Annotated in this window: 17 protein-coding genes; 2 read left to right on the top strand and 15 right to left on the bottom strand. The window is 55.7% G+C overall.

Annotated features, from left to right (window positions below):
- The first annotated feature begins 152 nt into the window (after nt 1-152).
- Complete coding sequence (locus Q363_RS38610) at nt 153-524, top strand: erythromycin esterase family protein (RefSeq protein ID WP_342667434.1); 372 nt, start codon at nt 153-155, stop codon at nt 522-524.
- Here Q363_RS38610 and Q363_RS19965 read toward each other — a convergent pair.
- The 12 genes from Q363_RS19965 to Q363_RS19915 all read right to left on the bottom strand — a co-directional run bounded on the left by Q363_RS19965 (nt 472) and on the right by Q363_RS19915 (nt 20821).
- The gene (locus Q363_RS19965; protein WP_245632343.1) at nt 472-1938 is read right to left on the bottom strand and encodes a tetratricopeptide repeat protein; all 1467 of its coding nucleotides are present in this window, start codon (nt 1936-1938) and stop codon (nt 472-474) included. The genes Q363_RS38610 and Q363_RS19965 overlap by 53 nt on opposite strands.
- A 163-nt stretch (nt 1939-2101) precedes the next feature.
- Nucleotides 2102-5629, bottom strand: a complete 3528-nt coding sequence (locus Q363_RS19960) for a TonB-dependent receptor (RefSeq protein WP_169747052.1) — start codon at nt 5627-5629, stop codon at nt 2102-2104.
- A gap of 521 nt (nt 5630-6150) precedes the next feature.
- Nucleotides 6151-7698, bottom strand: coding sequence for a CRTAC1 family protein (locus Q363_RS19955; protein WP_245632340.1), 1548 nt, complete (start codon nt 7696-7698; stop codon nt 6151-6153).
- 724 nt (nt 7699-8422) lie between these two features.
- Nucleotides 8423-10273 (bottom strand): glycogen debranching protein, encoded by a 1851-nt coding sequence (locus Q363_RS19950; RefSeq protein ID WP_064742684.1) that lies wholly within the window; start codon nt 10271-10273, stop codon nt 8423-8425.
- Nucleotides 10270-10626, bottom strand: coding sequence for a hypothetical protein (locus Q363_RS44410; protein ID WP_245632339.1), 357 nt, complete (start codon nt 10624-10626; stop codon nt 10270-10272). Before Q363_RS44410 ends, Q363_RS19950 begins: the two co-directional genes overlap by 4 nt.
- 41 nt (nt 10627-10667) lie before the next feature.
- Nucleotides 10668-13205, bottom strand: coding sequence for a glycogen/starch/alpha-glucan phosphorylase (locus tag Q363_RS19945; protein ID WP_211256261.1), 2538 nt, complete (start codon nt 13203-13205; stop codon nt 10668-10670).
- A 67-nt stretch (nt 13206-13272) separates the two neighbouring features.
- A complete protein-coding gene (locus Q363_RS19940; protein ID WP_064742682.1) occupies nt 13273-17697 on the bottom strand; it encodes an efflux RND transporter permease subunit in 4425 nt (1474 codons plus the stop codon).
- A gap of 58 nt (nt 17698-17755) precedes the next feature.
- Nucleotides 17756-18379 carry an efflux RND transporter periplasmic adaptor subunit gene (locus Q363_RS19935; protein ID WP_157467224.1) on the bottom strand — a complete coding sequence of 208 codons (624 nt, stop codon included), beginning with the start codon at nt 18377-18379 and terminating at the stop codon, nt 17756-17758.
- Nucleotides 18283-18927 carry an efflux RND transporter periplasmic adaptor subunit gene (locus tag Q363_RS40800; protein WP_035353900.1) on the bottom strand — a complete coding sequence of 215 codons (645 nt, stop codon included), beginning with the start codon at nt 18925-18927 and terminating at the stop codon, nt 18283-18285. Before Q363_RS40800 ends, Q363_RS19935 begins: the two co-directional genes overlap by 97 nt.
- A gap of 175 nt (nt 18928-19102) precedes the next feature.
- Nucleotides 19103-19396, bottom strand: a complete 294-nt coding sequence (locus Q363_RS19925; protein ID WP_035353897.1) for a hypothetical protein — start codon at nt 19394-19396, stop codon at nt 19103-19105.
- 89 nt (nt 19397-19485) lie between these two features.
- Nucleotides 19486-20121, bottom strand: coding sequence for a DUF4136 domain-containing protein (locus Q363_RS19920; protein ID WP_035353930.1), 636 nt, complete (start codon nt 20119-20121; stop codon nt 19486-19488).
- Between the two features lie 265 nt (nt 20122-20386).
- Nucleotides 20387-20821, bottom strand: a complete 435-nt coding sequence (locus Q363_RS19915) for a hypothetical protein (protein ID WP_035353895.1) — start codon at nt 20819-20821, stop codon at nt 20387-20389.
- Between the two features lie 246 nt (nt 20822-21067).
- On the opposite strand from Q363_RS19915, the gene Q363_RS36405 reads away from it, so the two are divergent.
- Nucleotides 21068-21730, top strand: a complete 663-nt coding sequence (locus Q363_RS36405) for a TetR/AcrR family transcriptional regulator (protein WP_084080569.1) — start codon at nt 21068-21070, stop codon at nt 21728-21730.
- Nucleotides 21731-22092: 362 nt separating this feature from the next.
- On the opposite strand, the gene Q363_RS19905 is transcribed toward Q363_RS36405, so the two are convergent.
- The 3 genes from Q363_RS19905 to Q363_RS19895 all read right to left on the bottom strand — a co-directional run bounded on the left by Q363_RS19905 (nt 22093) and on the right by Q363_RS19895 (nt 24745).
- Complete coding sequence (locus Q363_RS19905; RefSeq protein WP_064742685.1) at nt 22093-23562, bottom strand: sigma 54-interacting transcriptional regulator; 1470 nt, start codon at nt 23560-23562, stop codon at nt 22093-22095.
- 307 nt (nt 23563-23869) lie between these two features.
- Nucleotides 23870-24205 (bottom strand): hypothetical protein, encoded by a 336-nt coding sequence (locus Q363_RS19900; RefSeq protein WP_157467219.1) that lies wholly within the window; start codon nt 24203-24205, stop codon nt 23870-23872.
- Nucleotides 24206-24373: 168 nt separating this feature from the next.
- On the bottom strand, nt 24374-24745 hold the full coding sequence (locus Q363_RS19895; RefSeq protein ID WP_084080568.1) for a LuxR C-terminal-related transcriptional regulator: 372 nt from the start codon (nt 24743-24745) through the stop codon (nt 24374-24376).
- Nucleotides 24746-25146: the final 401 nt, after the last annotated feature.

Genomic DNA, 25146 nt, shown 5'->3' with positions numbered 1-25146 from the left:
CTCAAGCTGCTGGCACCCACGGCGGATCGCAGAGCAAACTCACGGCTCCGCGGCGTGCCTCTAGCCAATAACAAGCTCGAGACATTGCTGCAGCCGATGATCAGGAGCATCGCAAGCGCCGCAAACAGCAAATACAGAGTGCCACCCATGTTTTGTGTGGTCTTGTGGGTCAGCGGGCGGATGGGTACGCAGCCAACATCGGTATGACGGTAAGCTGCGAGACTGCCGTCATCGAGCAGGTGACGGAACTGCAGCGCAGGAGTGCCGAACTGGCATCATGGGATGGTCCTCACGCCCGCCGCGAGGCATTTTCTGCGGGACAGAACGCCATGCTTGTCCGGGACGCCGAGCGATACTACCGTGCGATGTTCGAAGGCGGCGAGAGCTCGTGGAATCTGCGCGACACGCATATGACAGACACACTGGATCGGCTGTTGGCCTTTCTGGGTCCAAGGGCGACGCTCGTCGGCTTTAGTTCTTCTCATGATCCTGCGGGGATGTTATTGTGCGATGACTGGCTTTGATTTCCTTATATAGCTTGAGTTCCCGATTTGCATCGGCTGTACGGCCCGCCCGTCGATACGCCACGTGAAGCTGGTAGTGCAGGTAGTCATGCGTTGTATCAGCATTTGCCGCACGTTCCAGGTGCTGGATTGCCTGTTCCGTTTGCCCGTCGTCCAGCAGGAGTCTTCCCAACTGATACTGCGCTTGCACATATGCAGGGTCTGCGGTGATGATGGACTTCAGCAGCGTGGCAGCTTCCTCCTTGCGTGAGACCTGCAGAAATGCGTAGGCGAGATAGTATTGCGCGTCGAGATTGTCGGGACTGAGCTTTGACTCTGCCTGTAGTTCAGGAATGGCTTCTGTTGGACGGTCCAGCCGGATGAGTGCTGCTCCAGTTTCCAGGTGAGAGCCTTTGAAAGTGGGGTCCTGCTGGGATATTTGCCGGAAGCATTTGACGGCTTGTTCATAGTTAGCCGTTACGTAGTAGACTTTGCAAACCAGTGCGAGCTGGTCCAAAGGAAGCGTCTGGGTGCTCAACTTATCGACGATCTCGTTGGCCTTCGCCTGCCGGTCCGTGCGGGCGAGCGAGAGTGCCCAGGCGTAGGCTGCGCGAGGATCCCGCATCGCCAGGTCAGCGACCATCGCAAAGGTGCGAGCTGCATCCGAAAAACGGTCCAGCGAAAACTGGGACATAGCCAGCATCAAGCAAGTGTGCTGGTCTTGCGGTTCGCGCAAGGCGGCCAATTGCAAAGCGCGCACTGCTTCTTCATACTGCCCGTCGAGGAACGCCGCCATCCCGATGTTGCGCCGCAGGCCGGGTGTAGAGGCCTCCCAATCCTCGGCCTCATGAAAGTAGATCAAAGCTTCCGGGTATCGCTGCCGACGGGCTTCGAGTGTTCCCCAGTCATTGAAACTACTGCTGAGGATCTGACGCAGTCGTGTGTCAAGGGCAGTGAACATGTGTGCCTGCGATGGGCTTAAATGTGCGAGCTGCGAAGTTGTCGGCTTGGAGGTTGGGTCAATACGCCTGCCTGCCGGAGATACAGCTTTGGTCTGAGCTGCGCCATTTTTAAAGGTAGCTTTCTTTTGAAGGAGCTCCGCATCGGCCAGGTGGCTGCGGGTTTCGGGAGAATCCTGCAGGGCTAACGCCCTGTGGTAGAGTTCGACGGCTTCGGGAAGCATGTGCTCCGATGCACGCAGGTCGGCCATTGCATGCAGCGCAAATGCCGATAGGGAGCGGGTCGAATCTTCAATTGCCTGGGGATCGCCAGATTGCACCGCAGCCCGTTGCGCTGCCTGCCGTTGTTCGAGTTGTGCAGTGTCTTGCTCGGCTGCGCTTGATCGATGGTTCTGTGAGGTACCAGACGGTGTTTGGGCTATTGCCAAATGCCAATCTGGATTTAGGCAAAGTGCGACAGCTATTGCCGCTGCCATCAACGTGGGGCCGTAGAAGTGGCGATCTGCATGTTCGCAGCGGAATGGAAGAGAGATGCAGGCCATAAATGATGCGGTCCTATTCTAGAAGGACAAGAAAGGAAAACGGCAGGGCTGCTATCTTGCAGTCCCTGCCGGCTTGAAATGTTCTAGCGGCTAAAGGTTAAAAGTCGATGCGAAGCCCATACTGCAGCTGGCGTGCTGCGTTGCCTATTGTTGCGCCGGAGTTCCCGAAGCCAGCTTGTATGGGGGCGGAGGTCACCACGTTGTTCGTCGGGCTGCATGGGGCGTAACCTCCTGCAGTTCGCGCGCCGCAGTTCACCTGAGAGAACGGAGAGAAGCTGCCGTTGTCGGCGTTGAAGTTGGCATGGTTGAAGATATCGAAAAAGTCCATGCGGAATTGAATTGTCGCCCGCTCCTTGAAGATCTTCCAGTTCTTGTTCACGGAAAAGTCTGTGTTCACGAACTTGGGTCCACCGCAGAAGCCGCGAGGCTCTGTATTGGCCGGTATGGTCCCGATGACATATCCAACCATGGTGAAAGCATTCGGGTTAATGATCTGGCTGCCGTTCTGATTGGCAGTGCAGCTTTCCCCGGTGGTAAGCGGACGCAACGGATTGATATAGCCGGTTTGGGTCACTGAGCTGAGCGACTGTCCAGGTAGTGGCTGGAAGGCGAGATTTGCGGTGTTTTCAGATAGAGATGTGCTCTGGTAGATCGTAAATGAATTGCCGCTTGCGGCAGTGGTAATGCCAGTCAGTTCCCATCCGCCGAGGGTGTTTCGGACCAGGCGGCTTGATCCTTTCAACTGCGGCAAATAATAAATGGCATTGGCAACAAAGACGTTCGGCCGATTGGTATTTCCATTGCCGCGATCTAGCCGCGGATTAGGAAAGTAGGTGCGAGTCTGATCTCCGAGACCGCCGCTTGAGTCATCCAAGACGATATCGGCGATGGAGTGCGACCAGGTATAAGCGGCCGATAATTGCAGGTCTTTGACCCGAGATCTGAGCATCACCTGGAGGCCGTTGTAGTTGGAGTTGCCGTCGTGTGCCCACCATGTCAGCGTGCCGTACTTTGAGTAGGGGCGGAATGCGTTCACGGCACTCCCACTCGCGAACGACGCCGCCAACCAGTTTTGTTGTGGAACCTGATTGATGTCGTAGCTGGATGTGAGATGGATTCCGCGATTACCGACGTAGCTGATGGAGAGGACACTGTTCCTCGCCAGTGTCTGCTCCACTGTGGCGTTCCACTGCCAGGAATTTGGCACCAGAGCTCTAGGGTCGAAGCCACCGGCTGGACTTGCTGTGCCCTGTACAGCCGCTGGGGTAGCACCGTCGAGAGTACGCGGAATGCCGCTGGCGTTCAGCGCGAAGGGAGCGTTTGACACCAACGTATAGCGAGATACGCGCTCGCGCTGGAAGAACTGACCTGCCCCGAATCTTACTGCTGTGCGTGCGTCACCAAATACGTCCCAAGCGACGCCTACACGAGGCGCAAAAAGGTGCTTGTTGACGTCGACCAGATACTTGTTGGGTCCGACAACGCCTGTGCTGAACGCAGTACCAAACTGCGTGTTCGCCGTTCCGCAGGGGTCTGAGCCCTTCACGATCCAAAGACCGTTGCAGGCATCACTGGCGGGCTTAGACGGATCATAAAGCGAGGGCTGGAAATTAGTTAATTGATTATTCGGCTGGAAGGTTGGCGTCATGTAGGAGTAGCGGACACCGGCCTCCAGCGTCAAGCGTGGTGTGATCTTGATGCTATCCATGACATAAAACTCGTAGTCACGCCAGCGCAACTCTGCACGTACGTTCGTGGAGGTCTCATTGATGTTGAATACGTTCCTTGGAACAAGGAAATTGGCTAGGTTGTTTCCGGTGGCGAATCCTCCCGCGGTTGATGCGACATTCGTATCTGCGGTGTTCACGATCGGACGCTCTGAACTGGCAGGCCCCGTGTCTTCATCTTTGCCGTTCCAGTCGAACAAGATGCCGAATTTCAGGGTATGACGATTCCAGACCTTCGACACGTTGTCCTGGAGGGTATAGAGGTTTAGCTGGTTCTGCCAGGGGGCGATCATCTGGATGGTATCACCACCACTGCCGCTATAGACCCCGAGGTTCACCTGCGGGATGCCAACAGACGAGCGCTTGATCGAGTTCGAGTACAGGGGCTGAATAGCGGCAGATATCTGCGGCAGGAGCTCAGGATTGGTACCACCAGGAGTGATACTGATACGGTTGTTTGAATACTGGAAGGAGACCGCGTTCACAAAGGTGTTGCTGATGGTGGCTGTCCAGCGTCCTACGATCGACTTTGAAGGTTGTGACCAGCTGCTGTCCAATGCCGGATATGGATCGTCGCCCCAGTAACCCGCGTTATAGGAAGGGTTGTTCCAGGTGTCCTGTGTGTAGCGTCCCATGATCGCATTGCGAGGCGTCAGGTTATAGTCGACGCGGACATTTTCCTCACGCCAGTAGAGCGCCGTGGGCAGCGATACCTGCCAGTTCCGCCCCTGACTGTTGAGCGTGCTCAAATTGGGTAAGGGCATCACTTGGAGGACGGTGGCGGCAGACGGATCGACGGCGTTTAAAGCACGCGGGTTTCCGGGTACCTGAAACTGGGCCGGTATATTGGGTGCCGCTGCGCCGCTGCAGGAAAGATTTGTGAAGTCACCTGCACGCTCGGCGGCACTGGGAACACAGGCGCCCACTGTACGTCCGCGGATTTCGCGATTCCACTCCTGGCTCCAGAAGAAGAACAGCTTATCTTTCAAGACCGGTCCACCGATCGAGTAGCCCCAGTCATTGCGGCGGAGTTTATCTTTGCCATCCAGCGGAAGACCCTTGCCTGCGTTTTGCCGCGCGAAATAGGTGTAGGCGGAGAGGGCATCGTTGCGGCCGCTGTAGAAAACGCTGCCATGAAACTGATTCGTTCCGTTACGAGTGACGATGCTGATAATACCGCCAGAGGCCTGCCCGTATTCCGCACCATACGAGTTTGTGACGAACTTGAACTCTGCGATTGCTTCGTTTGACGGATAGATAAGAATGGTGCGATTGGAGCCGGTATCGTTGTTGTTGACACCATCGATCAAGAATAGATTGTTGGTTGTAGGGTTGCCGTTAACGGACATGTCCACGCCTCCCTGCAATCCTTTGTTCTTTGTGTCAAAGTTGTTGGCAGCAGAGACGCCGGGCTGCAACTGGGTCAGTTCCACGAAGCTGCGGCCATTAAGGGGCAGTTGTTTGACCTGGCCACCGTCAATCACATTTCCAATCGCTCCGCTTTCGGTCTGCACCTGGACCGCATCTGCCTCCACCGTGACCGTCTCGGATACACTCCCGATTTGAAGTTCAGCATTCACAGTGGCGTTTGTCGCTACCTGAACGTTGACCCCCTTTACGATCGCTTCTTTGTAGTTTGGAACCTTGACGGTCACCTCGTAACCGCCAGAGGGCAACTCTTCTACTGAGTACTGTCCCTCATTATTGGCGGATACCGTGCGGCTCAGTCCAGTAGTGGGGCTACTCACGATAATCGTTGCGTTCGCCACGTACGCCCCAGACGAATCTGTGACCGTTCCGCTGATCGATCCTGTCGTTACCTGGCCATAGCTTTGACCCGTAAGAAGAATGGTTATTGCTATTGTCAGAAATAAGAACCAATTACCTCGCCTCTTCATTGTCATTGCCTCCAGTGTTCTGCACAGCGCCACACTGGTAGTGGCTTTGAAATGCCGTACCCAGATCCGACTTACTCAAAAAGTTACAATTCCTTGCAATCCATGCTCGGGATCATTCCAACCGAAGGCCCCGGCTGGACGTTGATTAAAGCGCTGCAGAAGCGCTTCTGTAGGAATACAGCGAGGCATTAACCATCACCTCCTGGGCAACTGTCAAGTGGGAAATCTAAGTCATCTTTTTTGAAGGGGATACTACCCTAGAGGAAATCATTTACAGAGGTTTTGGCTGCAGATGAGCTTCCTGCAAGATGCTTTTCCTGGATCACGGTAAAGATGGTCATTGTTCGCTAATCAGGGGAAATGTTTAAAACGGGACGAGCCGAACCGCTTCCTCAAATTGGAAATGATGGGAGCAGAAGTACTGCTCGACCGAATTCAAATGCCCTGACGCTCCAACCGGAACTCATTGTTCGCGAGTCCACCGTCGCACCCGTTGACCACTGAATGGATGCAGCCAGCTGTTATTTATGCGCGAGGGGCCGAATGCGCTTTGCCTCCACCAGACCGGATCCTTCCAGAACGGAATAAAAGCGATCGACTGCAAGGTTTGTTATCTTCTCTGTCTTTCCTGATGGCCAGAGGAACTCGACTAAATCAATTTTTGTTGTCTTCGCAAGTCCAAAGTGCACACGCAAATCGCTTTGGGAAAGATAACTGCCTCCGCTGCGTACTTCATCGGTTTGCGTCATGCCGCCGGCGACCACTGTGATGCGCGCTCCCAGCGCCAATCGATTGCTTTTGGTGCCCGCCAACTCGAAGCTTACCCAATGAGCATCGGCGCTGCCGTTGTTATGCAGTACCATGGGTGAACCGTCCAGGTCTTCAACAACAAGGTCCAGATTGCCATCATTGTCCAAATCCGCGACTGCGAGTCCGCGGCTGACGCGTGGTTCGATCAGCGCGGCTCCGGCCTGCGCACTCGCATCGCAGAAGGTCCCATTTCTCTCGTTCATGAAGAGGTTCTTGGGCTGCCGATACCTCGCCCCTGACGGCAGTGAGTCCACCTGCGGATAGACCTGACCGTTGACTGCAATTAAATCGAGCCATCCATCATTGTCCAGGTCGAAAAATGCATCTCCCCATTTGAGCCATGGCAAGGAGGCAAGTGCGACGCCGGCGTCGTAGGAGACATCCTGAAAATTCAGCTTGCCGTCGTTTCGATAGAGCGTGTTGTATTCGTCGGCAAAGTTGGTGACATAGATGGAAAAACGACCCGTGTGGTTATAGTCGCCGATTGCCAGTCCCATAGAGCCTTGTTCGGAACCATCTGCGCTGACTGCTGTTCCCGATTCCAGACCGATTTCTGCAAACTTGCCCTTTCCTTCGTTGTGATAGAGGAAGTTTGGAGTGGAGTCGTTGGCGACGTAGATGTCCGGCAGCCCATCGTTGTCGAAGTCGCTCCATACTACGCCCAGACCATAGTAGCCGCCGGGGTCGTCAACTCCCGCACGCTTACTGACATCCGTGAATGTTCCGTTGCCATTGTTATGAAAGAGAGCATCTCCCGCTCCTTTCAGGCCGCGAGGTCCGCATTGAACATCGATGCCGCGGTACTTGCAGGTAGGGCTGCTGCCGAAACCGGGCAGGTCGCCGAGCTTGAAATCCACGTAGTTAGTCACCATCAAATCGGCGTAGCCGTCGCCATCGTAGTCGCCGAAAGCCGCTCCCGTCGACCAGCGGCCGTCCGCAACCCCCGCCTTAGATGTCACGTTGGTAAAGGTGCCATCTCCATTGTTCCGGTAAAGTACATTTCCTCCCAGTGCCGTCACGTAGATGTCCGGCCATCCATCGTTGTTGTAATCACCTAGAGCTCCACCCATGGCAAAGCCGGGATTCGCAATGCCGGCCTTGGCCGTTACATCTGAAAACGTGCCATCGCCATTGTTGTGAAAGAGGGCGCCCGATGCTTTTTGACCTTGTAGCATCATCTGGACGGTTGGGGCATTCGTAAAATAGATATCCGGCCAGCCATCCCGATCGTAGTCCAGAATAAGTACGCCGCCGCCCATGGACTCTACAATGTATTTTTTCTCGGGGGCCGCGAGATGTGTGAATCGAATCCGCGACTTGCTCGTAACATCCTCAAGTTGCGGAATCACCCTTCCTTTGCAGGTGAGTGTTTTGGCTCCAGGCGGCGGCGGCGGAGCCATACTGTGCGCCTGCCCGCGAGAGGGAATGATGAATGCTGCCTGAAGCACGACGCACAGCAACGCATTCCATCTTCTCCAGATCATTGTGCTCACAGTCTACCGAAAGTTGATGGACAACCTACGATCGCGCGGCACTCGGCTCTCGTCGTGCGCACTTCGCCCGGCAAATGCTGACCGAATTACTCCTGCTGTCACGCGGCAGGTTAAATCGGTCCTTTCGCACGTCGGTACAGCTAAAAACACACCCAGGCCCTCGGAGATCGGTCGACAGCTGATAACCCAGCCTCCCACAGCCATGAGAACACTCCAACCAGAATGCCGCTGATATTGAGGAACGTGTAGAAAAAACGTTCTGACGAACTTCGCCACGCTCCCAATCGCCGCATGGGGCATCGAGCTAGACCGTATCTTCCAGTACAAACGTGCCTACGGAGGATGCAACGGCGTGGTAGCCGGCAACGAGATCATGTGTGGGCTGCTGGGCACACCTGCGTCGCAAAGTGATCGGAAACCAAACCACACCACTTCGTCCACGCTTCGGTCACCCCCCGTCTCATCTCGGCACTGTTGCATTAACTCGAAATTAGGCAATCAGCATACAAGTAATAGGGTGACTGATCACGGTCGGACCGCTACAGGTTGTGCAAGAAAAGTTAATGCAACAGTGCCCGAATGAGCTGGCGGAAACACATTCCTGGCGCGAGGAAGGTTCCGCGGGCGTCGATTGAACTCCATCTGAAATGCCCGCCGTTCGTCCCTCACCAGCAAGGAGCACCACTACCGACCTTGCGCCAGCACGATATGTTGTCCCCAGAACTGGTTCCTCCGTATTCCATTCGGAAATCTCATGCGGAGGATCCAGTGCAGTATCAATCCACCGCCGCCATTTTTCTCTACCCTCCTTCAATATCGGAAGTTCGAACTCGAGAGCTTTCCGATACGCATTGAAGATGATGTGCGCCAATACCCGTTCGCTCTTCGGTTCCCCGCCGATTGCGATGCTGTGCGAGAAAGAAGACCAATCCGGCTGATTGAGTTTCACGCCGTGCCAGGCAAGTTTTTGTTCGCGGAGAACCAGGCTCAAACTCACGCGGTGGCGTTCATGTTCCACGTCGCGCATCATACGGCGCTCAATCAGCAACTTCACAAACCGGAGGAGATCGGCATGTTTGGACAGTAGATTCCAGTCGAACCAGCTCGTATCATTATCCTGGCAGTAGACATTATTATTGCCACCTTGACTACGCCGCACCTCGTCGCCCATAACGAACATGGGTACACCTGCAGCCAGTATGACTGCCGTGAAAAGGTTCTTCACCTGCCGATTGCGGAGAGCCTCGATTTCGGGATCGTCTGTCGGACCTTCAAAGCCGCAGTTCCAGCTTAGGAAGTCGTCACGTCCGTCGCGATTGCCTTCGCCGTTTTCTTCGTTGTGCATGTAGTTGTAGGAGTCGAGGTCGTTCAGCGTAAATCCATCGTGGCACGTAACGAAATTGATACTCTCCTCGACTTCGCGGTCCCTCCAACCATAAATGCTGGGGCTGCCAAGCAGACGATCCGCTACGCGCCCCACCGAATCATTCGCGCCCCGGAAGAAGTCGCGTATATCATCGCGAGATCGGTCGTTCCACTCCTTCCAACTGTCTCCCGGGAAACTGCCGACCTGATAAAGTCCTGCCGCGTCCCAGGCCTCCGCGATCATCTTCGTACCGGCCAGTGCCGCGTCGGACTCGATGTCCCAAAGCACCGGAGGACTCGACATCAGGGCGCCCGTCGAGTCGCGCGAAAGGATGGACGCAAGATCGAAGCGGAACCCATCCACATGCATCTCATTCACCCAGTAACGGAGACCGTCCACAATCATGTACCGTACGACTGGATGATTCGCATTCAGTGTGTTTCCTGTGCCGGTGAAGTTCGCGTACTGTGAGTGCTCTTCAGACAGAACGTAGTAAGTGGGATTATCCAGTCCGCGGAAACACTGCGTTGGTCCATCGTGTCCGCCTTCCGCCGTGTGATTGAACACGACATCGAGAATGACTTCGATACCGGCCCGGTGCATCGCCTTCACCATATCCCGAAATTCATCCAGCGCTCCAAGCGGTTCCTGACGGGAGCTGTATGCCTGGTGCGGGGCAAAAAATGATACCGGTGAATAGCCCCAGTAGTTCGTGAGGCATGCAGGGGCATCCTGTGCATCGAACTGAAACACGGGAAGCAGCTCGACCGCGGTAATACCCAATTGCTGAAGGTAGGGGATCTTCTCGACTAGCCCTGCGTACGTTCCCCGTTTCGATTCCGCCACCCCTGAGCTGGGATGTGCGGTAAAGCCGCGCACATGCATCTCGTAGATGATCGTGCGTGACCACGGTCGATTTAGAGGCACGTCACCTTGCCAGTCATACGCCTGCGGCTCCGTAACCACGCTCTTCATAGCCGTTGCGGAGTTGTCGCCCTTGAGACGCGCTGCTTCACGGCTATAGTTTTTCGGACGGCAACGGACCGGCCGTATGGGTCGAGCAATAGCTTTGATGGATCGAACCTTAGACCCCGATCTGGCTCATACGGCCCGTGGGCTCGAAATCCGTAGATCTGGCCAAACTCCACGCCGGGTCCGAATACGTGCCAATAGTGATAGGTACGGTTGGTGAATGGATCGATGGGGATGACGCGCGAAGGTCGAGCATCCTCGACCCGGTCGAAAAACAGCAGTTCGATCCGCTCCGCACTCCGGGAGAAGACTGAGAAGTTAGCGCCGCCGCTGACTAGCGTGGCACCAATTGGCAAGCTACGGCCCGTCGTGGGGGCGGCCGGAAGCGGTTTTTCCCTTACCCATTCTCTGGCACTGGACATGACTGTACGTTCCATATTTCGCCTGCGTATTCAGCGATGGTGCGGTCGCTGGAAAATTTTCCGGAGCTCGATATATTCCGGATTGCCTTGGCCGCCCATGTCTCCGGTGTTGCGTATAGTGCGCTAACCGCCTCTTGCGCCTGGCAGTAGGAGGTGAGGTCCGCCAGATGCATATAGTGATCGCCGTTCGTCAGAAGGCAATCGCGTATTGGGGTGAAGATTCCCGGTTCATTTCGGCTGAAATAATCGGAAAAAATCAGATCCAGAGCAGCTCGCGTCTCCGGTTCATTATCGTAATGCCAGTGCGAGTTGTACCAGCTCCGGCTGTTCTCGACTTGCTCGACAGTAAGGCCGAACATAAATAGATTCTCTTCGCCGGCTTCCTCCGCCATCTCTATGTTTGCGCCATCGCGAGTTCCAACTGTGAGCACCCCGTTCATCATGAACTTCATGTTGCTTGTCCCACTCGCCTCATATCCGGCCGTGGAGATTTGATTCGAGACATCGCTCGCCGGGATCAAGCGTTCTGCGAGAGAAACGTTGTACTCAGGCAGGAAGACAACCTTGATTTTGTCGCGAACAGCGGGATCGCTATCGATCGTGCCGGCGAGGTTATTGATGAACTTGATGATCAGCTTGGCCAGCCGGTAAGCGGGGGCAGCTTTACCCGCAAAGAAAAAGGTCCGCGGCACTGTTGCAAGGTTGGGATTCTCTCGGAGGCGGTTATAGACCACTACAATCCTCAACGCGTTCAGCAGTTGCCGCTTGTATTCATGGATTCGCTTGATCTGGCAGTCGAATATCGTGTCAGGATCGACGTTTACTCCCGATGAGGACCTTAGCCAATCGGTAAACCGCACTTTGGCTTCGCGTTTGGACGCGAGAAATGCGTCACGAAAGCCGGCATCATCGGCTAGCACTTTCAACCTGCTTAGATGGTTCAAGTCCGTGATCCAGCCCTCGCCAATGGCATTTGTGATTAGTCCGGAAAGCTCAGGATTGCAGAGTAGCAACCAACGCCGGGGCGTGACGCCGTTCGTTTTGTTGTTGAAGCGCCGCGGGTACATCTCGGCCAGGTCCCTGACCGTGGTCGTCCGCAGAAGCTTTGAGTGCACTGCGGCGACGCCGTTTGTGCTGTGCGAGCCAACGATTGCCAGGTGCGCCATGCGGACCTTAAGCTGGCTGCCATCTTCAATAAGGCTCACGCGCGTTTCCCGTCCTTCATCGCCGGGGAAGCGGTGGCGCACCTCATCCATCAGGCGACGGTTGATCTCATAAATGATTTGCAAATGGCGCGGGATGAGTATTTCAAACAACTCGACGGGCCACTTCTCGAGCGCTTCAGGCAGCAAGGTGTGATTGGTATATGCAAGCGTCTTCCGAGTCAAATCCCACGCCTGGTCCCAACCCAGGTGGGCCTCGTCCACCAAGATTCGCATCAGCTCGGGGACAGCCAACGAGGGATGCGTATCGTTAAGCTGGATCGCAGCCTTTTCCGGCAGCTCGTCCCAGTCCTTATTAAACCGCCGGAATCGACGTACAATGTCAGCGAGTGAACAGGCCACCAGGAAATATTCTTGGAAGAATCGCAGGCCTTGCCCAGCCATGGTTGAGTCGTCGGGATACAATACGCGGGTCAGGGACTCCGCCTCAAGCGTCTCTTCCACCGCTCCTGCAAATCCACCGGCCCCAAATTCCTCGAAATTGAAGTAGTCCGGTGCCGCTGCGGCCCACAGCCGGAGGGTGTTGATCGTTTTTCCTCCGTACCCCACGACCGGTCGATCAAAAGGAATGCCGATCAGGTTTGATGGCTGACCACGTAGAACCTGAAAACTGCCTGCGACTAACTTAAACGTGCAACCTAACTTCACTTCCACCATCTCGGTGGGGCGCGCGACCTCCCAGGGGTCGCCGCTGCGGATCCAATTGTCCGGATTCTCCTTTTGCCACCCGTTCACAATGGATTGCTTGAACATCCCATACTCGTACCGCAACCCGTAGCCCACAGCCGGCAATTCCATTGTGGCCATAGAATCCAGGAAACACGCCGCGAGCCGCCCCAGCCCTCCGTTGCCGAGTCCGGCATCTGGCTCTTCTTCAATCAACTCGAGCCAATCGAGCCCCTTTTCCTTTACCGCGTGTTGAACTAATGGGCTGAGCAAGAGGTTTGCTATGTTGTTCGTCAGCGAACGGCCAATGAGAAACTCCATGGAGAGGTAATAGACGCGTTTGGGATTGAGACTGTTATAGGTGCTCCTGGTCAGTACCCAGCGTTGGGCAAGGATGTCTCGAATGGAATGTGAAAACGCCTCAAAACGCTCTCTCGCTGTTGCAACCCGCGGGTTGATAATGCGATCGAAGACCAGGTGCCGCTCGTAAAAGGCGTTTTCTGAGCCGACAAAACCGATCGGGCCGCATCCGTACTGTTTGAGTAGTTCTGAAACACGCCACTCCTCGGGTGTTCTTGGGGCTCCTTGAATGACTTCGTGCGCGATCATGCCTTTGGTGTTCATCAGAATCTCTCCTTTCCAAACTCATTGAAGTTATTGCCTACCATCCGAAAACCGTCGGTCTGCCTTGTCACAGCCGTCCAGCGGTTCTTGCCAGTTCAGCCTGAGCGACGGCCCGCTGCATCTCGGCGTCACAGAGCTGTGCCTTGGCGTCGGCGAGTTGTGCCTGTGCCTCTTTCAGTGTGCTCAGATTCGCGGTTTTCGCTTCGACCTCGTCGCCCCGGATGCGGACAATCTCAGTTCGGGTTGCAACGTTCCTGCGCGCTGCCTCGAGGCTGGTCTCGGAACGACGAATTTTGCGAACCTCTGACTCGAAGTCCATGCGCACTCTGTTCTCGGTAGCCTGAAGGTTTTGTTCAGCCTCCACGACCTCCGACTTTCGCTCGCGGACTTTTCCGATTCGTTTGCCGAATTCCGAGATCGTCCAGTTCATGCGCACCCCGGCCGCACCTGAGCTTTGAGGCAGCAGCGGCGCTCCGTTCTGATAAACGTACTGTCCAAAAACGGAGATGTTGGGAATGTATTCCGACTTCGCCGCATTCAGGTCCGCGTGCGCCTTCGCCAGTCCCTCACGCGCCGAAAGCAGCTCGGGATTGTGCCCCAGCGCCTGCCTCTCGGGATCCGCCGGGGCAGCGATGAGTACTACGGTTGCCTCGGTCTGCTCAACCGGCTCGACGAGTTGCGTCCTCGTGCTCAGCGGAAGCCCAACGAGATCATTGAATGTGTTTCGCATGTCTGCGATGTCATCTTCAATTTGCCCGAGCTCGTTTCGGGCCTCTGCGATCTGCGCGTCGTTTTCCAGGACTTTCACCTGAAGCACGACGCCGCCTTCTACTGATGTTCTTGCCTCTTGCAATTGCTGTTCGCTCGCCTCGATGCGCAGTTCGTCCGCGATCTTGCGCTGCTGAGCGGAGAGCAATTGGTAGTAGACCTTCTTAACTTTCAACGACACTTCATTGCGCGACCGGTCCAGATCGCTGTGGGCGATGCGAGCCTCGGCCTCTGCCGATTTCACATCCGAGCGAATCTTGAAGAACATTTGCGTAACGGGCTGCTCCGCGGTGGTTGTCATTACGCCGAAGTTCTGTTCGCCGAGTTTGATTTTGACGTCGTTGGTGGGAATCGGGCCGGTACTGGCATACGTGCCCATCGATCCCTGAGGGATAGTCATGAATTCGGTCTGCGAGGTGTGGATCGCATAGCTCTGGTTTGTGATTGTTGGAAAATAATCGGCCCGAGCCTTTGTAAGTCGGGCATCTGCCTCCTTCTCTTTCTGCTCTGCTATCCGCACGCTCGAGTTCCTCTCCATCGCCATCCCCCGAGCTTCGTCCAGGGTGATCGTCATTTCCTGTGCATGCGCGGGAATCGAAAACAGGAGGAGAGCAAGCATGGCTCCCGTCACTGCGGCTGGCTTGACTAGCTCTTTGGCGGCCGTCGTGAGTTGCTCTTTCCTGTTCACCACGACGAACAGCACCGGAATTACGATGAGGGTAAAGAACATGGACACAATCAATCCAAATGCGATCACGCTGGCCAGTGGCGACCACAGGCTCGAGCGGGAGATGATCATGGGCGTAACACCTACGGCCGCAGCCATAGTGGTCAGAAAAATGGGACGGAGACGCCGCTCACCAGCTTCCAGCGTTGCCTCCTCGAGGGGTACACCACTCTTCATCCGCTCATGGATGTAATCGACCAGGATGATGGAGTTGCGCACGACCAGACCGCCGAGGCTGATGACCCCGATAAAAGCGGTAAAGCCGAAAGGGTTTTGAGTAATGAAAAGGCCGAGGGCAGCGCCTGGAATGGCGAGCGGTATGGCCGCGATCACGATGAGTGTGTCCGAGAGCGTACAGAATTGGAAGAGGAGGATGAGAAAGATCGCAATCAGGCTGATGAACAAGGCATGCTTCATCTCCACGAAGGTTTCGTTCTGATTCTCATACTCGCCGCCGTATTCAATTCGGTAACCGGCGGGTAGCGGCAGCTTTGCGATCTGCTTTTGCGCAACCGCAAGGACCTGGCTGGAAAGATAGCCATCGGCCGGAAATGCGCGCACAGTGAGAGTGCGAACTCCGTTGCGCCGCACGATCCTGCCCGGATGCCAGTCCGCCAGGAGCGACGCGACCGCGCTCACCGGCACTCGCGCACCGGTTACGGAAGAGAGCACATAAGTATCGGAGACGTTCTGGAATGTCTGCCGTTGATCGGGGTTGAGGCGCAGGTCAACATCGATAGCGCGATCGCCTTCCCAGAACGTGGTCACGGTTTCGCCATCGAAGTTACCGGCCAGTTGCTGGGCAATGCTGGAGTTCGTAAATCCGAGACGGTTCGCGACCTCCTGGCGAAGATTCACATCGGCCAGCAGGTTGTCTTCATGCCAATCCGTGTGAATGTAGGCCGCTCCTGGAGTGTGAGAGAGGATATTCTGAACCTGATCGCCGAATGAGCGGAGCGTCATCAGATCGTCTCCGACGATGCGAACTTCCACGGGAGCTTCCATCTGGTCGCCCTGCTGCAGCTCCTTCACGAATACTTTCGCTTCGGGCGCTATCGCGGGAAGTTCGCCGCGCAGTTCCTTTACCAGCTTCGTGGTTCCCTTGATACTGTGGGTATTGACCAGAATCTGGGCATAGTTGGTCGCAGTCGGAACGGGGTTAACGTTGTAGTAGAACCGCGGGGAACTCTGGCCGAAGAAACTCGTGTAGCTGCGGACTTCCGGGTTCCGGCGCAGTGTGTTTTCGATCCGCTGCACCGCGGCGTCCACAGCCTCAATGCGCGAGCCTTCCGGAAGCCAGACGTCCATGATGAACTGGTCTCGCTCGGCCAGGGGGAAGAATTGCTGGGGAACCCTGGTGAAGATGCCGATGCCGATGACTAGAATCACCCCCGCCGCAATCAATACCTTGGTGCGATGCTGCATTGCCCAGGTGATGAGCAGGTTGTAGTCGCGTTGCATGTGGTCAAGCAGCGTCGGCTTCTTGTTGGCCGAGTCGGCACTGTGATCATGCAGGCCCTTGCGGATAAAGAATCCGGCTGTTATCGGCGTCAGCATCATTGCAACTACAAACGACACGCTCAGCGAGATTGCAACCGTCAAGGGCAACGCGCGGATAAATTCCCCGGTCGTTCCGCTGAGCAGCAGCAAAGGCAGGAAAGACGAGATGATGGTCAGGGTCGCGGTAAGCACCGGAACGGCCATCTCCGTTGCCGATCTCCAGGAAGCATCCGCCGGCGGAACCCCGTGGTCGAGCAGCTCAACGTAATTGTCCGCTATGACAATCGCGTCATCGACAACCATGCCCAGAACAACAATTAATGCGGCAATCGACACCTGGTGGAGTTCGATGCCGGCGGCATTGAGCATGCCGAATGTCAAGGAAATCGTGACGGGAATCGCGACCGCTGCAACAAGAGCGACTCGCATGGGCAGCAGCACCATCGTCACGAGCACGACGGAGATAATGGCGATCCCGAATTCGCGAAAGAAGTCGCTGATCCGCTCCGAGACAATACGCGGCTGATCGGCGACGAATTCAAGCTGAACATCGGGAGGAAGCAGGGCCTTAACTTGCGCAAGCTTTTCATGCAGGTCCTTGCCAAACTGGACGATGTTGTTGCCCTCGTGCATCTCGACCGAGAGCAGGATTGTCGGATCACCGCCAATCCGCGCATAATCGGTCGGGTCTTTGTAGACACGGTCGACGCTGGTGATGTCCCCCAGATACACCGGCTGTCCGGACTGCGAAACATCAACCATGATGTGGCGGATCTGATCTTCGGTCTGGAACGAGGCGCTGGCCTCGATCTTCACCTTGGCGTCACCGGAAGGCACGCGGCCGGCGTATTCGATCGTGTTTCTGCCTTGAAGGGCCTGCGATACATTCTGTGGGTTGACGCCGTACTGCGACAGCTTCTCCCGCGACGTGCTGATCTCAATGCTCTCCTTCTGATCGCCGATGCGCTTGATCTTCGAGACCGCAGGGATGGTGCGGATCGCAGCTTCCACGCGCTTCGCGTAGTCAGTGAGATCGCGGTAACCGTAGGAATTGCCCTTTACCGCGATGAGCACGGCCACCGTGTCTCCGAAGTCGGAGTCCACGATGGGGCCGCGAACCCTGTCCGGCAATTCAGTCTGCTTCAGTTGTGCCATGTCCAAACGCAGCTTGGACCAGAACTCGTCGGAGTTTTTCACCGACTTGTTTAGTTCCACGTTGATGACAACCAGTCCATTGCGGGTCGTGGAGTACGTTTTCTCCCGGCGTACCTCGGCAAAGCGAAACAGGCGCTCTTCGATCTTGCGCGTAACCTGGTCTTCGACCTGCTCAGCGGTTGCGCCCGGGAACTGGGCGATAACAAGACCAGTGCGAATGGTGATGTGGGGATCTTCGCGGCGGGGCATGTTCAGGAATGCCACTACGCCGGCAAGGAACAACATGCCGATCAGAATCAGGGTGACCTGGCGGTAGCGAAGCGAGAGGCGAACCGGGTTCATTGCGCGCCTCCAATGACCGTGACCGGAGAGCCCTCGTGCACATTCTCCTGGCCCGCAATTACGAGTTGATCGGAGGGCCGCAGACCGCTCCTGATCTCGACCTCTCCCTCGACCAGATCTCCCACCTCAATCCGGCGCCCGAATACCCGCTGCCGTGTGTTGTCGTAGACGTAAGCGAGAGTAACCCGCGCGAGTCGCGAACTACGGCAGCTGCCGGCACGGTGAGAACATTGATCGTCGCCGAACTGTAGACCCGTGACTCGGTGATCATGCCGGAGCGAAGAACATGCTCGGGATTCGGCACCGCGATTTTCGTCGTGAACGTGCGCGAGGTGGAATCCGCAGAGACTCCAACTGCTTCTACCTTGCCTTCGAAGCTTCGTCCATCCAGCGATGGGATGGTCACAACGGCGCGAGCTCCTTCCCGTACCTTGGCGATCTGGGCTTCGGGAACGCCGACCCGCACCTTCACGGGATCGAGATCGAGAACCGAAAACACCGGGTTTCCGACCTCGACGGTGTCACCCACATCGACTTTCTTCATGCCGATGAAACCGCTGATCGGCGCGCGAAGCTGGCAATCGCTCAAACGCTTTCTGGCCTGGCTGAAGTCCGCTTCTGCCGCGTGCTGCCTGGCAATTGAAGCGTCTTTTTCTTCAAAGCGAGTGCCCTCTTGCGCCATCTTGTAACGCTGCTCGGCGTCGAGGTACACGGCCTCGACCTTGTGAAAGTCCAGCGCCGGCAGGCTCTGATGGTGTAGAGGTACTTCTGTCGCTGGTATTCATCGCGTGCCCGCTCGAAGTCGACCCGCGCCTGCTCCAGTTCCTGTGTCCGCACGCCGTTCTGCGCCTGCAGGGCCGCAGCTCGCGCGGCAGCGGCCTGCCCCGACGCGGAGTCGTAGGCATTGCGGTAATCCGTAACATCGAGTTCAGCCAGGATCTGACCCTTCTTCACGAACTGACCTTCTTCGACATACACACGCGCGACTCGGCCCCCCACCTGAAACCCTGTCAGTGCCGTGAGATTGGCCTCCACGGAGCCGCTGGCGGCAACGGAGACAGGCTCCTGCAAATGGTTGGGCGCGCGCAGACGCACTGCAACCGGCTGGTCCGCTGCCAATATAGCCTCATGGCGGCAGCCTGCAAGAAAACACAGAGGGAGCGGAATGCTGGCGACCAGCAGCAATGCCTTCAGCGGCCCACGAAACTCGAATTTCTGCGAAAGGTTCATAACTCGTCCTTTGGCAACTGAACATCTCTGGATAGGCCCCGACACCGCTCTGCCGGCACAAGGCACCGAGCCATACTTCAGTCGCCCATAAATTAAACTTAGAAATGACATATCATCCTTTACTTGATTTGGCCGAGATAGGAAACGGCATAGCGAAAGTCGTTTGCTGCCGAGTCTAGAAAAGGCTCTCGGTTAAGTTGGAATTGAACCTGATCTGGCCGTTCTTATCGGCTGACTTCATCCGGATCTCAAAGGCAAATGAGGAGAGCTGTTGTTCGGAGAAGCCTGCGATGCGCTCCCTTCCGTTCTCATCGGTACCCTGCAGGAAGACGACACCTGCTTCTGCTCGATAAACAAACCTATGGACCGTAATCGCTCCAATGGATGTGTGAAGAATGTAGAGTGCGTCGTCCGGCCTTTGGATCACAGATCGGACATCTCGATACACGTCCCAGAAGCGTGCGCTCATTGCTCCTCCTCGTTGAGTGGGACTCGCCGGCTGTGTCGGCGGACGGGTCCAGTTCGCGTAGTGCGAAGTTGTTCTTTCGCCCCTCGCAGCTATTTACCGGCCTGAGGCGGATAGTTCTTGAAAAGCTTGACCATCGCCTTTTGCAGGTTGTTGTAGTTTTTATTCGGATCTTTCTTGAGGTCGACGGTCTTACTGGCATCTCCGCGCCAGATCAACTGTTTTCTTGCAGGGTCATACAGGCCCACCACCAGCGTCCCGATGGGAACGGTAGAAGTCTGGCCTTGAACCGAGCTGAAGCCGCCCCCCCAGTATGGACCTCCGCCCCAAAAGCCATTGGTTCCCGAGCCCCACAGGTTTATGTTCTTTTCCTCACGGACGTGCGCCTGGTATCCCACCAGAAGGTCCCCACCCTTGTCCACCTTGGTGAGACCTTTCTCTGCGAGCTGTGCATCGATCGCCCGCTTGATGTCCTGGTCAAGCAACTGATCATCTGAGACAGTGCTGCCAGCCCTGGGTGGTGGGCCGACCGGCAAATTTGGCAATCCGCCCGGGACGTCGACCTTCGGGGGACTGCTCGGACTGCTTGTAAGATCGACCCACTGGTAAGTCCTATAGGATTGAAAGTTAGCGCCGCGGTCATAGTTATAGTGGACGTCCTGTGCGCAGGCGCAAGCGATCATGGACAAGAAAGCTGGTAAGGCTATCTGGAGCTTGCTGAGTTTCATTACATATCCTTTCTGTTGTGCCAACATTTCGGTTCCCGGACCGGGATGTTGGCCTTGATTCAGCTCCCCGATGGGCACAATCTTTCTCATTAGTCCTCTCCGCAACCTGTCCTCATTTAGAAACAGACATATGCGGATCCAATGTGCCCGGAGGGATTCTTCAAACATCCCGTCCCACTTAGATAAAAAGCATTTTGAGGCCCATTTACTTCAGCGGCCGTCACTCGCCGAGCGGGAGCGGCATAACATTGGCAGCAACATCGATTCACTGCTTGTTTGGAGATGACACTGTTGGCGCCTCGGCCGGCGAACCCGCCGGCGGCGGCGCGGGGCGGACATCTACCAGATATTTCTTTCTTTGTGTCAGTGCATCTGACACTCGCGTTGTTTCTTCATCCTTAATCGCCAACATGCGGTGGACCTTTTCTTCGGGAGAGAGTGAATTATCCTTCGCGACGTCGTCCGCCTTCCGCGCCTGCTCTTCCAGGATTGCGTGAACGATCTTTGCTTTGTCCTCAGATAGGCCGTGACGCTTGGTCATCCTCTCGACTTCGGCCGAGATGTCTCTGGCGGGAAGCGCGCCTTGTGGCGGTTCGAGCCCTATCTGCGGCGGTACAGAGAATTGCGCCGCTACGATTGGTGTGGCAAAAGTATGGCCGCGAAGATGGCGGACCCAGGCAACTGTCCCGGCTTTGTTCATCGTGATTCTCCTTTCCTTCTGGCTGCTGCGTGCCTTGCTGTCGCGGTGTGCGACGATTGCGAGCCGATCGCTCGCGCTACTAAGACCCTGGGAATATATGCAAGGAATGACGCATCGTTCATTAATGAAAGAAGGACACATCGTTCTATTCTTTTGTCAATGCGCTTCACTAAGAGCGTCGGTTTTGCCGCTGTGGGACTGAGAGAACTGGCTGGACGAGAAGTCAGTCTCTGTCTAGACTAAGAAATGACATATCATTCGCATTATCAAGAGGTTGAACTGAATATGGTGTACCGCAAGACCGAGGCAACTGAGGGACGCAAAGAAGCTCGCCGCCGTCTGATTCTCGACACCGCAACCAGGCTTTTCGGGAAACATGGCTATCACGCCACCACTGTGCCGATGATCGTGGCCGAAGCCGAAGTGTCTACCGGCAGCTTCTACATGTACTTCCGCAATAAGGAAGATCTCTTTAATTGGGCTCTTGAGGAACTTGGAGTCGCCATTGCGAAAGTGTTCGACGACGTAAAGCATACTCAACCCAATGCGCTGAAACGGATCCCGCAAGGAGCAGAGGCGTTGTTCATGTTTCTCGCGGAGAATCCCGAGCAAGCGCGTTTGCTGCTCGTCGAATCCTCAGGCTTGAGCAAGCGTCTCGACGCAACGCGTCGTGCAATCTTGTCCGGTCAGGAAGAAGAACTTCGAAAGATCTTTGAATCAGCTCCGACCCTGTTTTCCGTGCACAACCCGATCGTGGCGGCACGCTGCATCGCTGGAGCCACCTTTGAAGCGGTTTATTGCTGGCTCGGAGAAGATCCAACGACCAGAATGCCAGCAGCGAAAGTCGCACGCGCAGTCGCTCGATTTAATACCCGGGCCATGGAAAAGGGACCCCGCCTGTCCAAATAGCAGCGGAATTTGACATCGCGCATTCACTGACCACTTTATGTTCTTGAGGGTCACACGAAGAATGTTCGATCGTAACACAGCCGGATCTGAGAAACGCACGGAGCTACGCCGCCAGTTGGTACTCGACGTGGCGACCAAACTCTTTGCGAAATGCGGGTAAGCCGATCTGCAGCGGATGACAGTTCTCACACATGGCTCGCTCGCAAACGGCAGCTTTCCAATCGCGCCAGATGGCAGAGACAAATAGCTCCTGACTGGAAAGTGCAGAAACCAATTCTCTAAGGTCCGAGATTTTAGCAAAGAATCGCTTGAGAAAGAGCACTCACGAGGCCGAGTTGGAGCCCGCCAACGGCAGGTGAATATCACTGCTTCCACGGTCGAACGATGCCGAGTCTTTTCATTTGAAACTGGAGCGTTGAGCGTTTCATTCCCAGCCGCGCAGCAGCTCCCTGCGGACCAGCAACAACCCATTTTGTTTCTTTCAAAATCGATATGATGTGCTCGCGTTCGGCTGCCTTGAGGGTCCTGCCACTTGTTTCTTCCTGATCGGGTATGCAATGAGAAGCCAGAGCGGCGATTGACACGCGGAGCACCGGACCCGGCGAAAGGATCACAGAGCGCTCGATTACATTCTGCAACTCACGGATATTTCCGGGCCACGGGTACCGAACCAGCGCTTCCATCGTTTCTGACGAAATCGCATCGATTGTTCGATTCATCCGGCGGGCGCACTGCTGTGCAAAGTGCCTCACGAGCAAAGGAATGTCTTCGCGACGTTCACGGAGGGCGGGCACGTGGATAGGAAAGATATTGAGCCGATAGAAAAGGTCGGCACGAAATATACCTTCTTGAACGCAAGCCGCCAGATTCCGGTTGGTCGCCGCGATGAGCCGGGCGTCGGTCTTGATGGTCCGCGCACTTCCGAGGCGTTCAAATTCGCGTTCCTGCAGTACGCGCAGCAACTTGGGCTGAAGCTCCAGCGAAATCTCCCCGATCTCGTCCAAGAACGCGCTGCCATGGTTCGCTAATTCAAACCGGCCGATCCGCTGCATAATCGCGCCGGTATACGCGCCCTTTTCGTGGCCGAAAAGTTCGCTCTCGAGCAGGCCTGTTGGTATCGCAGCACAATTCAGCTTTACGAATGGCTTCGAACTGCGCGGGCTGCGCTCGTGAATGGCACGTGCGATAAGTTCCTTCCCCGTACCAGTCTCGCCGCAGATCAGGACCGTCGAATCCGTGGGGGCAACGAGTTCAACGTTTCGCAGTGCAGCCCGGATTCCAGAACTGCGACCAAGGATTTCCTCAAACCCGTGCTCGCTTCGAATCTCGTCTTCGAGATACAGCTTTTCTCTCGAAAGCTGCTCCTTCAGCTGTCTGACTTCCGCAAAAGCAAAAGCATTTTCAATTGCCATTGCGACCTGGTCGGCGATTTGTTTGAGGAAATCTATCTCTCGGGGAAGCTCTTTTCGCCAATTGAGTTCCAAGACTCCCAATATCCGGCTGCACCTGAGGAGTGGCATTAGGTATCCCGTTCCTTCACGAGTGAGCATCAGCCTCTTGGTCCGGAAGGCTTCGCAGGCGGTTTCGCCGCTGTTGTCACCTTGACGAACGGCTTGATCACCATCGTTGCAAGTGTCAAACGTGAAGAGTCGCAGCGAGCTGTTTCCTTTATCAGGCAAATGAATCGCAATGAGATCGCACTGGGTCATACACCGGATTGTTGCCGACGCGGTGCGAAGAAGCTGCTGAAGATCCATGTCGGGTGAAACCTGGGTGGCTAGATTTAGAAGCAGTTGCAGCCTGTCCTTCTCCGCCTTGAGGTCTTCTTGCATGAATCTCAACTGTTCGAAGTTTGAGCCGTGGTCCACCGCGGGGCAGATGATGTTCGTTATGCTTTCTCCTGTGAAGCCTCCCTGGTCCGTAAAAGCAATAGCCGCGTGCGCCATGACTTCCTCCTTAGCCCGCATTTAATCCGTCTCTGATTGAGCTTGAATTCAGGGCCCAATTTTCTTATGAGCGAATTGTCTAACGAGTTCCGTTTGGAAACAGCCCCACTACGGGGCAAATCGCAAACTCTAGGGAGGGAAAGTAGCAGCCTCCTTTAAGCCAGAAAGTTCGGTGGTTGGTAGAAGGAAGATTTCAGGAGTTGGAGCTGATTTTGCGCGGGGAAGGTTCCACGCGCTTCCATCCGAAAAGGCGGGCATCGATTGACCATAAGCCCGGCCCTAGCATGGCGAGAGCGCAGCCAATGGTAACCAGCAAAAGAGCGACCCACTTATCTCCAGGTATCGTGATCATCTCCCAGGCTTCGAGCAAAGCAATCAGCCCTCCTACGATGGGCGTCCAGAGACCAGGGATCAAAAGAAGTCCCAATCCACTGAGAAATGCGGCCATAACCGTCGTAGTGATCGGAGGGTCGCTCCACACCACCGAACTCGCACGCACGATCAGTGCAGTGCCGAGAACGAGGCGCATGAGGAGCAAACCTATTCCGGGCCGGCCACCAGCGAATGTAGAATATAGCCGCCGCAAAACGCACCTTTCTAAACTCCTAGTCTCTGGTTTGGCGAAGGCGGATTGAAACCCCAAAGAGAGTCGTCATCCGTCACTCTTTAGAGTTCTGGCGGGAGCCCGTCGGGGAAACTAGAGCTCGAAGATGCCTCTTTTGAGTCCGATGATAGCGGCGTGGGTTCGATCATTGGCGCCTAATTTCGAAAGAATGCACTTGACTCGGCTCTTGACGGTTTCCTCGGTAATGAAGAGCTGGTCCGCAATTTGTTTGTTTGCATTGCCGGCTGCGATCAGCCGCAGCACGTTGATTTCTGCCGCCGTCAATGCGTCATCGGTCGCATGCGTGGCGATTTCGTACGAGACCTCCTGGGAAAGGGCCTTCTTCCCGGCGTGTACCCCACGGATCGTCTCCAATAGTTGCTTGTGTAACGCATTCTTCAGTAGGTACGCCTGACCGCCAGCCTTAATTGCACGGATAATTTGGGTGAGCGTTAGCTGAAGCACAGGTGCTGCGGCGGGCCTGGAGCTTTACTGCGCGGAAAGGTTGGTGCCTGGTGCTTCTTCCACAGATCGGGAAGCCATGTGGCAAGGTGGCTGATGGGCATGGATGGCAGGTTGACGAGCAGTTGGGTGATGTAGAGTTGCGGGTCAACGTCGTGGCGGCGGTCAGGTGCTTGTTAAGCTGGCCAAGATTGCGGCTGTTCTTCCTCCACGTGCGTTGCCGACGAAGAGCGAGTTTTTGCGATTATGGCAAGATTTCCATAAGGCAGAGCGTTTTTAGCGTAGCGGCGCGGCGCAGAGGAGCATTGGGAACAGGTGGATTCTGAATGGCGCGCCGGTCCGCTAAAAACGGATTGGGCTAAACCGCTCCACGATGCTCGCCCTATGGGTATTGAATGGTTGGC

Source organism: Edaphobacter aggregans DSM 19364, from assembly GCF_000745965.1.
GTDB lineage: Bacteria > Acidobacteriota > Terriglobia > Terriglobales > Acidobacteriaceae > Edaphobacter > Edaphobacter aggregans.
This window is presented reverse-complemented; position numbering and strand designations above follow the sequence as displayed.

Bases quoted from the DNA above. Each gene is read 5' to 3' on its own strand.
- Q363_RS19940 (WP_064742682.1), bottom strand. From the start codon at position 17,697: ATGAACCCGGTTCGCCTCTCGCTTCGCTACCGCCAGGTCACCCTGATT.
- Q363_RS19935 (WP_157467224.1), bottom strand. From the start codon at position 18,379: ATGGCGCAAGAGGGCACTCGCTTTGAAGAAAAAGACGCTTCAATTGCC.
- Q363_RS19950 (WP_064742684.1), bottom strand. From the start codon at position 10,273: ATGAAGAGCGTGGTTACGGAGCCGCAGGCGTATGACTGGCAAGGTGAC.
- Q363_RS19945 (WP_211256261.1), bottom strand. From the start codon at position 13,205: ATGAACACCAAAGGCATGATCGCGCACGAAGTCATTCAAGGAGCCCCA.
- Q363_RS19925 (WP_035353897.1), bottom strand. From the start codon at position 19,396: ATGAGCGCACGCTTCTGGGACGTGTATCGAGATGTCCGATCTGTGATC.
- Q363_RS19915 (WP_035353895.1), bottom strand. From the start codon at position 20,821: ATGAACAAAGCCGGGACAGTTGCCTGGGTCCGCCATCTTCGCGGCCAT.
- Q363_RS19905 (WP_064742685.1), bottom strand. From the start codon at position 23,562: ATGCAAGAAGACCTCAAGGCGGAGAAGGACAGGCTGCAACTGCTTCTA.
- Q363_RS40800 (WP_035353900.1), bottom strand. From the start codon at position 18,927: ATGAACCTTTCGCAGAAATTCGAGTTTCGTGGGCCGCTGAAGGCATTG.
- Q363_RS19955 (WP_245632340.1), bottom strand. From the start codon at position 7,698: ATGGGCGGCGGCGTACTTATTCTGGACTACGATCGGGATGGCTGGCCG.
- Q363_RS19960 (WP_169747052.1), bottom strand. From the start codon at position 5,629: ATGAAGAGGCGAGGTAATTGGTTCTTATTTCTGACAATAGCAATAACC.
- Q363_RS19900 (WP_157467219.1), bottom strand. From the start codon at position 24,205: ATGCGCCTCGTTCTCGGCACTGCACTGATCGTGCGTGCGAGTTCGGTG.
- Q363_RS19965 (WP_245632343.1), bottom strand. From the start codon at position 1,938: ATGGCAGCGGCAATAGCTGTCGCACTTTGCCTAAATCCAGATTGGCAT.
- Q363_RS36405 (WP_084080569.1), top strand. From the start codon at position 21,068: ATGACATATCATTCGCATTATCAAGAGGTTGAACTGAATATGGTGTAC.
- Q363_RS19920 (WP_035353930.1), bottom strand. From the start codon at position 20,121: ATGAAACTCAGCAAGCTCCAGATAGCCTTACCAGCTTTCTTGTCCATG.